The organism is Streptomyces sp. WELS2 (genome assembly GCF_013870595.1).
Classification (GTDB): Bacteria; Actinomycetota; Actinomycetes; order Streptomycetales; family Streptomycetaceae; genus Streptomyces.
The window spans coordinates 1-6,055 of sequence record NZ_JACBWZ010000356.1; the positions used below are offsets into that span (position 1 = coordinate 1).

General features: G+C 72.8%; 6 protein-coding genes and 1 pseudogene. 4 read left to right on the forward strand and 3 right to left on the reverse strand.

The window, feature by feature from the left end; genetic code table 11:
- Positions 1–152: 152 nt before the first annotated feature.
- The 3 genes from H5J33_RS20250 to H5J33_RS20260 all read right to left on the reverse strand — a co-directional run bounded on the left by H5J33_RS20250 (position 153) and on the right by H5J33_RS20260 (position 3,830).
- Positions 153–926, reverse strand: a complete 774-nt coding sequence (locus tag H5J33_RS20250) for a sulfite exporter TauE/SafE family protein (protein ID WP_181796344.1) — start codon at positions 924–926, stop codon at positions 153–155.
- A 106-nt stretch (positions 927–1,032) separates the two neighbouring features.
- On the reverse strand, positions 1,033–2,544 hold the full coding sequence (locus tag H5J33_RS20255; RefSeq protein ID WP_181796345.1) for a long-chain fatty acid--CoA ligase: 1,512 nt from the start codon (positions 2,542–2,544) through the stop codon (positions 1,033–1,035).
- A gap of 98 nt (positions 2,545–2,642) precedes the next feature.
- On the reverse strand, positions 2,643–3,830 hold the full coding sequence (locus tag H5J33_RS20260; RefSeq protein ID WP_181796346.1) for a thiolase family protein: 1,188 nt from the start codon (positions 3,828–3,830) through the stop codon (positions 2,643–2,645).
- 143 nt (positions 3,831–3,973) lie between these two features.
- Here H5J33_RS20260 and H5J33_RS20265 point away from each other — a divergent pair, with 143 nt between their 5' ends.
- The 4 genes and pseudogenes from H5J33_RS20265 to H5J33_RS20280 all read left to right on the forward strand — a co-directional run.
- Positions 3,974–4,783, forward strand: coding sequence for an alpha/beta hydrolase (locus H5J33_RS20265; RefSeq protein ID WP_181796347.1), 810 nt, complete (start codon positions 3,974–3,976; stop codon positions 4,781–4,783).
- A gap of 178 nt (positions 4,784–4,961) precedes the next feature.
- Positions 4,962–5,453, forward strand: a complete 492-nt coding sequence (locus tag H5J33_RS20270; protein ID WP_181796348.1) for a Dps family protein — start codon at positions 4,962–4,964, stop codon at positions 5,451–5,453.
- A 59-nt stretch (positions 5,454–5,512) separates the two neighbouring features.
- A complete protein-coding gene (locus H5J33_RS20275) occupies positions 5,513–5,854 on the forward strand; it encodes a DUF3140 domain-containing protein (protein ID WP_181796349.1) in 342 nt (113 codons plus the stop codon).
- 3 nt (positions 5,855–5,857) lie between these two features.
- Positions 5,858–6,055, forward strand: a pseudogene (locus tag H5J33_RS20280) (endonuclease); the annotation flags it as partial.

Sequence of the window (6,055 nt, forward strand, 5' to 3'; positions counted from 1 at the left end):
CACGAGGGCGAGTGAGGCGCCGACCGCGGCCGCGCGCCGCTTGAAACCGTCCATGATCTGTTTACTCCTTTGGCGCTGGGTCTTGCGGCGAGTCCCCACCCTGCACGTCGCCAATATGGTTGAAGCATAAACTAATGCGGCTGTGATCGTTGCTACCGCAGCAGCAGTTGCACGCCGCCCACGATCGTCGCCGCGATGACGAGTTGTTCGAAGAGTCGCTGGTTGATCCGGTTCACAGCCCATTTGCCGAACAGCGCACCGGGCACGACGAACAGCGCGAGCGCGGCGTCGAGGAGCAGGGAGCGTCCGTCGATCAGGCCCAGGCCCACGCTGAAGGGCACCTTGGAGACGTTCACGATGAGGAAGAAGAAGGCGGAGGTGCCGAGGAAGCCGAGCTTCCGGAAGCCGGCGGAGAGCAGGTACAGCGACATCACCGGCCCGGCCGCGTTGGCGACCATCGTGGTGAACCCGCCGAGCACGCCGTAGGAGTGGGCCTTCATCCGGCCCGCCCGGTTCGTCGCCGCCTCCGGGTCCGGCGGGGTCCCGGCCGTCCGCCGGCGCCAGATGGTCACCCCGGCCATGAACAGCAGGATCGCGCCGATGGAAAGGCGTACCATGCCGTCGCCGGCCCACACCAGGAACAGGGTGCCGGCCACCACGCCCGCCGCCACGGCCGGGAACAGCCGCCACAGCGTGGGCCAGTGCGCGTGCCGCCGGTAGGTGGCGACGGCGAGTACGTCGCCGGCGATCAGCAGGGGCAGCAGTACGCCGGTGGAGGCGCGGGCGGGGAGGACCGCCGCGAAGATCGCGAGGCTGACCGTGTTGGCCCCGCTGACCGCGGTCTTGGAGAAGCCGACGAGTACGGCCGCGAAGGCGAGCGCGGCGAACTCCCAGCCCGATATGTGCCAGAGCGTCATCGTGTTCATCCGGGGACCGATGCTATGCGCATGATCAACCCGCGCGTAAGGACCGTCTCGCGGGCCGGTCCGCGGCAGCGCGTCGTGACAGCGGGTCGTGGCAGCCCCCGCTGGCTCACCGCCCGGTGTACCGCGCCCGCAGTTCCCGCTTGAGCACCTTCATGCTGGGGCCCAGCGGCAGGGCGTCCGTGAACTCCACGCGGCGCGGGTGCTTGTGCCGGCCCAGGTGTTCCTTGGACCACTCGGTGAGGGCGGCGGCGTCCGGGGCGGTGCCCGGGGCCGGGACGACGACGGCGCACACCTCCTCGCCGTGCAGTTCGTCCGGCAGGCCGATGACGGCGGCCTGGGCGATCTCCGGATGCCGCATCAGGACCTCCTCGACCTCCCGCGGATAGACGTTGTAGCCGCCGCGGATGATGATGTCCTTCTTGCGGTCGACGATCCGCAGGAATCCCTCGTCGTCCTTGGTGCCGAGGTCGCCGGTGCGGAACCAGCCGTCCACCAGGGCCTCGGCGGTGGCCTCGGGGCGGCCGAGGTAGCCGGAGAAGACGTTGTGGCCGCGGATGACGACCTCGCCCAGCTCGCCGGGCGGCAGCAGCTCGATCCGGTCCTCCACCTCGGCGCGGGCGATCTCCGCGTCGACGCCCCACAGCGGGTGCCCGATGGTGCCGGCCTTGGTGCCGAACACCGGCTGGTTGACGGTGGCGGCCGGAGAGGTCTCCGACAGCCCGTACCCCTCGTAGATCCGCGCCCCGAACGCGGCCTCGAACCGCTCCAGCACCGCGACCGGGAGCGAGGCCCCGCCGGAGACGCACACCCGCAGCCCGGGGAGCCGCTCGGCGTCGGCGGCGGCCGCCGCGAGGGCGACGAACATGGTGGGCACGCCGTGGAAGGTGTTCACGTCCTCCTCGGCCATCAGCTCGATGGCCCGGGCCGCGTCGAAGCGGGGCAGCAGCACGAGCGTGGCGCCCGCCCGCCAGGTGGAGTTCAGCGAGACCGTCTGGCCGAAGGCGTGGAACAGCGGCAGCGCGCCGAGGGCGATGTCGTCGGCGCGGATGTCGTGCGCGTCGAAGGCGTTGACGGTCGCGTTCATCACCAGGTTGAAGTGGCTGAGGACGGCGCCCTTGGGGACCCCGGTCGTACCACTGGTGTAGAAGATCACCGCCGGGTCGTCGGCGGCCCGGCTGACGTACGAGGGCAGCGGCTCGGCGTCGGCCGCGAGTTTGTCGAACTCCTCGCCCAGGGTGACCACTTGGACCCCGGCCGCCTCGGCCGCGGCCCGGCCGGTCTCGGCCTGGGCCGGATGGACGAGCAGCACCGTGGCGCCGCTGTCCTCGAGGACGTGCTCGACCTCGCCGGCCGACAGCAGCAGGTGGACGGGGACGACGACACCGCCCGCCGCGGCGATCGCGTAGTAGGCGACCGGGAACTCGGCGGTGTTGGGGGCCATCAGGGCGACATGGTCGCCGGGCCGTACGCCGAGGCCGGTGAGCGCGCCCGCGCGGGCCAGCGCCCGCTGCCACACCTCGGCGAAGGTGAGCCGCAGTTCCCCCTCGACCAGGGCGGTCTTGCCGGGGCGGCGCCGGGCGTTCTCGGCGAGAATGGCGGCGACGGACAGGGTTGCCATGGAGTGCTGCTCCGTTTCCTTGCTGCGGCTCGTACTACCGGATCCCCGTGCGGTGAGCTCCCGTCGGACCCGTGAGGGGAGCCCCCGGTCAGGACTCCTCAGTGCCGCTCGACCAGCACCGCGCTGCCCTGCCCCACACCGACGCACATGGTCGCGAGGCCGCGCCGGGCGCCCGTGCGCCGCATGCGGTGCAGCAGGGTGGTCAGGATGCGGGCGCCGGAGCAGCCGAGGGGGTGGCCGAGGGCGATGGCGCCGCCGGTGGGGTTCACCAGGTCCGGATCCAGGCCCAGTTGGTCGACGCAGGCGAGGGCCTGGGCGGCGAACGCCTCGTTCAGCTCGGCCTCCTGGACGTCGCCGGTCTCCCAGCCGGCCCGGGCGAGCACCTTTTGGGTGGCGGGCACCGGGCCGAGGCCCATCACGTCCGGGTGGACGCCGGCGGAGGCGCCCGCGACATACCGGCCGAGGGACTCCAGGCCCAGTTCGTTCAGGGCCTCTTCGCTGACCAGCAGCAGGCCGGCGGCGCCGTCGTTCATCGGCGAGGCGTTCCCGGCGGTGACGGTGCCGTCCGCGCGGAAGGCCGGCTTGAGCCGGGCCAGCTTCTCCAGCGAGGTGTCCTCGCGGACGCACTCGTCGTGCTCGACGGTGATCCCGTCCGGGCGCTCCACGGGCAGGAGTTCGTCGTCGAAGTGGCCGTTCTTGCGTGCGGCGGCGGCGAGTTGGTGACTGCGCAGGGCGAACTCGTCCTGCCGGGCACGGGAGATGCCGAGGCGGGCGGCGACCTCCTCGGCGGTCTCGCCCATGGAGAGCAGGCCGTGCAGCTCTTTCATGGCGGGGTTGACCAGCCGCCAGCCGAGCCGGGTGTCGTAGGTCTCCATGCGGTGCGGCAGGGCCTCGTCGGGCCGCGGCAGCACGAAGGGGGCGCGGCTCATGGACTCCGAGCCGCCCGCGATCACGACGTCGGCCTCGCCCGCGGCGATGGTGCGGGCGGCGGCGGTGACCGCTTCGAGTCCGGAGGCGCACAGCCGGTTGACGGTGGCGCCGGGCACGGAGTCGGGCAGCCCGGCGAGCAGGGCGGCCATCCGGGCGACGTTCCGGTTGTCCTCGCCGGCCTGGTTGGCGGCGCCCCAGTAGACGTCGTCGACGCGGGCCGGGTCGAGCGCGGGCACGTCGGCCACCAGGTGGCGGACCACGGTCGCGGCCAGATCGTCGGGTCGGACCGGGGAGAGGGCACCGCGCACCTTGCCGATGGGGGTGCGGCGGGCGGTCGCGAAGTGGACGGGACGCACGGCGGGACTCCTGACCTACGACATTGTGGATCACGGAACTGGGCAGCACTCATTAATTAGCACTGCTAGTTTTGGACTATAGACCTCCGGCCGCCCCGCTGGGAAGCTCCCCCGGGGCCGGAGCCGGGGCGACGGGAGGAGACATGCACCACGTCCGCGAGCACGTACTCGACGGCACGCACGGAGCCCTCGCCGTACGCGAGTGGCCGCACCCGGACCCCCGCCTGCTGGCACTCCTGGTGCACGGGTACGGCGAGCACGCCGGGAGGTACGACGAACTGGCCGGCGTGCTGACCGGGTACGGGGCCGCCGTGTACGCGCCCGACCACGCCGGTCACGGCCGGTCGGCCGGGGAGAGGGTGCTGATCGAGGACTTCGAGGACGTGGTCACCGATGTGCACGCGGTCGCCGGCCTCGCCCGCACCGCGCGTCCCGGCCTGCCGCTGGTCCTGGTCGGGCACTCGATGGGCGGGCTGATCGCGGCCCGCTACGCCCAGCGGTACGGCGCCGGGCTGCGCGCGCTGGTGCTGTCCGCGCCGGTGATCGGCGCGTGGGAGCTGCCGGGGCGGCTGCTGGCCATGGAGGAGCTCCCGGAGACCCCGGTCAGCCCGTCCGCGCTGTCCCGGGACCCGGCCGTGGGCGCGGCGTACGCGGCCGATCCGCTGGTGTGGCACGGGCCCATGAAGCGGCCGACGCTCCAGGCCTTCGCCCGCACCCTGGAGACGGTGGCGCGAGGTGGTGACGTGGGCCGGCTGCCGCTGCTGTGGCTGCACGGCGACGACGACCGGCTGGTGCCGCTGTCCGGGAGCCGGCCCGGGGTGGAGCGGCTGAGCGGCGGCCGGCCGACCGAACGGATCTTCCCCGGAGCGCGGCACGAGGTCTTCCACGAGACGGACCGCGCGACGGCCCACGCGGAGCTGCTCCGCTTCCTGGACCGGGTGCTGCCCGGCTGACCCCGCCGAGCCCCGAAACCTCCGGGCGGGCCCCGCCCTCCGCGTCGACGCGGCACCCCCACCGCCGCTCCCGGCCCGCCACCGCCCCCGCTGATCAGCCGGTTTGCCGCCGTACGCCGGGGGCACCCGCCCTTTCGGACATCACCGAGGAATGTCGAGGAAAGGGGATCCACGCACCATGACCGTGGTCAAGAGCACACTTCCCGAGGAGGCGCTCGGTGTCACCGGCACCGCCCTCCAGGACACCCTGGTCGATCTGCTCGGGCTGTCGCTGGTCGGCAAGCAGGCGCACTGGAACATCGTCGGCCCCCGTTTCCGCTCGATCCACCTCCAGCTGGACGAGGTGGTCGCCACGGCCCGCGCCCACTCCGACACGGTGGCCGAGCGGGCCGCCGCGCTGGGCGTGCCGCCGGACGGCCGACCGGAGACCATCGCGGCGACCTTCGCGCTGCCCGGCACCAAGGACGGCTGGCTGCGTGACACGGAGGTCGTGGAGCTGATGGTGTCGTCGCTGGAGGCGGCCATCGGCCGGCTGCGGGAGCGGATCGCGGCGACCGACAAGGCCGACCCGGTCACCCAGGACCTGCTGATCGCCATCACCGCCGACCTGGAGAAGCAGCGCTGGATGTTCGAGGCCGAGAACCAGCCGCACGACACGTCCGCCGGCTGACCCACGACCCCCGCACACCGGCCCGCCCAGGGCGAGGCACACACGGAAGGGGAAAACCCGTGGCCGACTCGCTGGAACTCGAAGCGCTGTGGGACGACTTCCACCGCGTGGTGAACATGAGCTCGGCGGAGCTCGCGGCCTGGCTGAAGGTCCGGGACGCCGACGAGGAGACCGAACCGCTGCCGGAGCGGGCGGGCAGCGAGACCGGGCAGCACGTCCTGGCCATCCTGCAGAAGCGCCGCACCGACCTCACCGAGGACGACGTACGGGTCATGCGGCAGGTCGTCGACACGGTCGGTGAACTGGTGGACGTGGAGAACGAACCCGAGCCGGGGAGTGCCCGGGACACCGGCCGCCGGCACCGGCTGATGACGCTGGGCCACGACCCGCTGAAGCCGTAGGCCGTGAACCGCGACGAGCGCGTGCTGCGGGAGCTGGTGTCCGGCCACGGGCGGACGTTCGCCGAGGAGGCGGGCATCCGGCTGACGGACACCCCGCAGCCGCTGTACCGGCTGCTGGTGCTGTCGCTGCTGCTCAGCGCCCGGATCCGGGCCTCGGTCGCGGTGGCCACGGCCCGCGCCCTGCACGAGGAGCACCTGGAC

Coding starts and splice junctions, on each gene's coding strand:
- H5J33_RS20255 (WP_181796345.1), bottom strand. CDS start 2,544: ATGGCAACCCTGTCCGTCGCCGCCATTCTCGCCGAGAACGCCCGGCGC.
- H5J33_RS20250 (WP_181796344.1), bottom strand. CDS start 926: ATGAACACGATGACGCTCTGGCACATATCGGGCTGGGAGTTCGCCGCG.
- H5J33_RS20270 (WP_181796348.1), top strand. CDS start 4,962: ATGACCGTGGTCAAGAGCACACTTCCCGAGGAGGCGCTCGGTGTCACC.
- H5J33_RS20265 (WP_181796347.1), top strand. CDS start 3,974: ATGCACCACGTCCGCGAGCACGTACTCGACGGCACGCACGGAGCCCTC.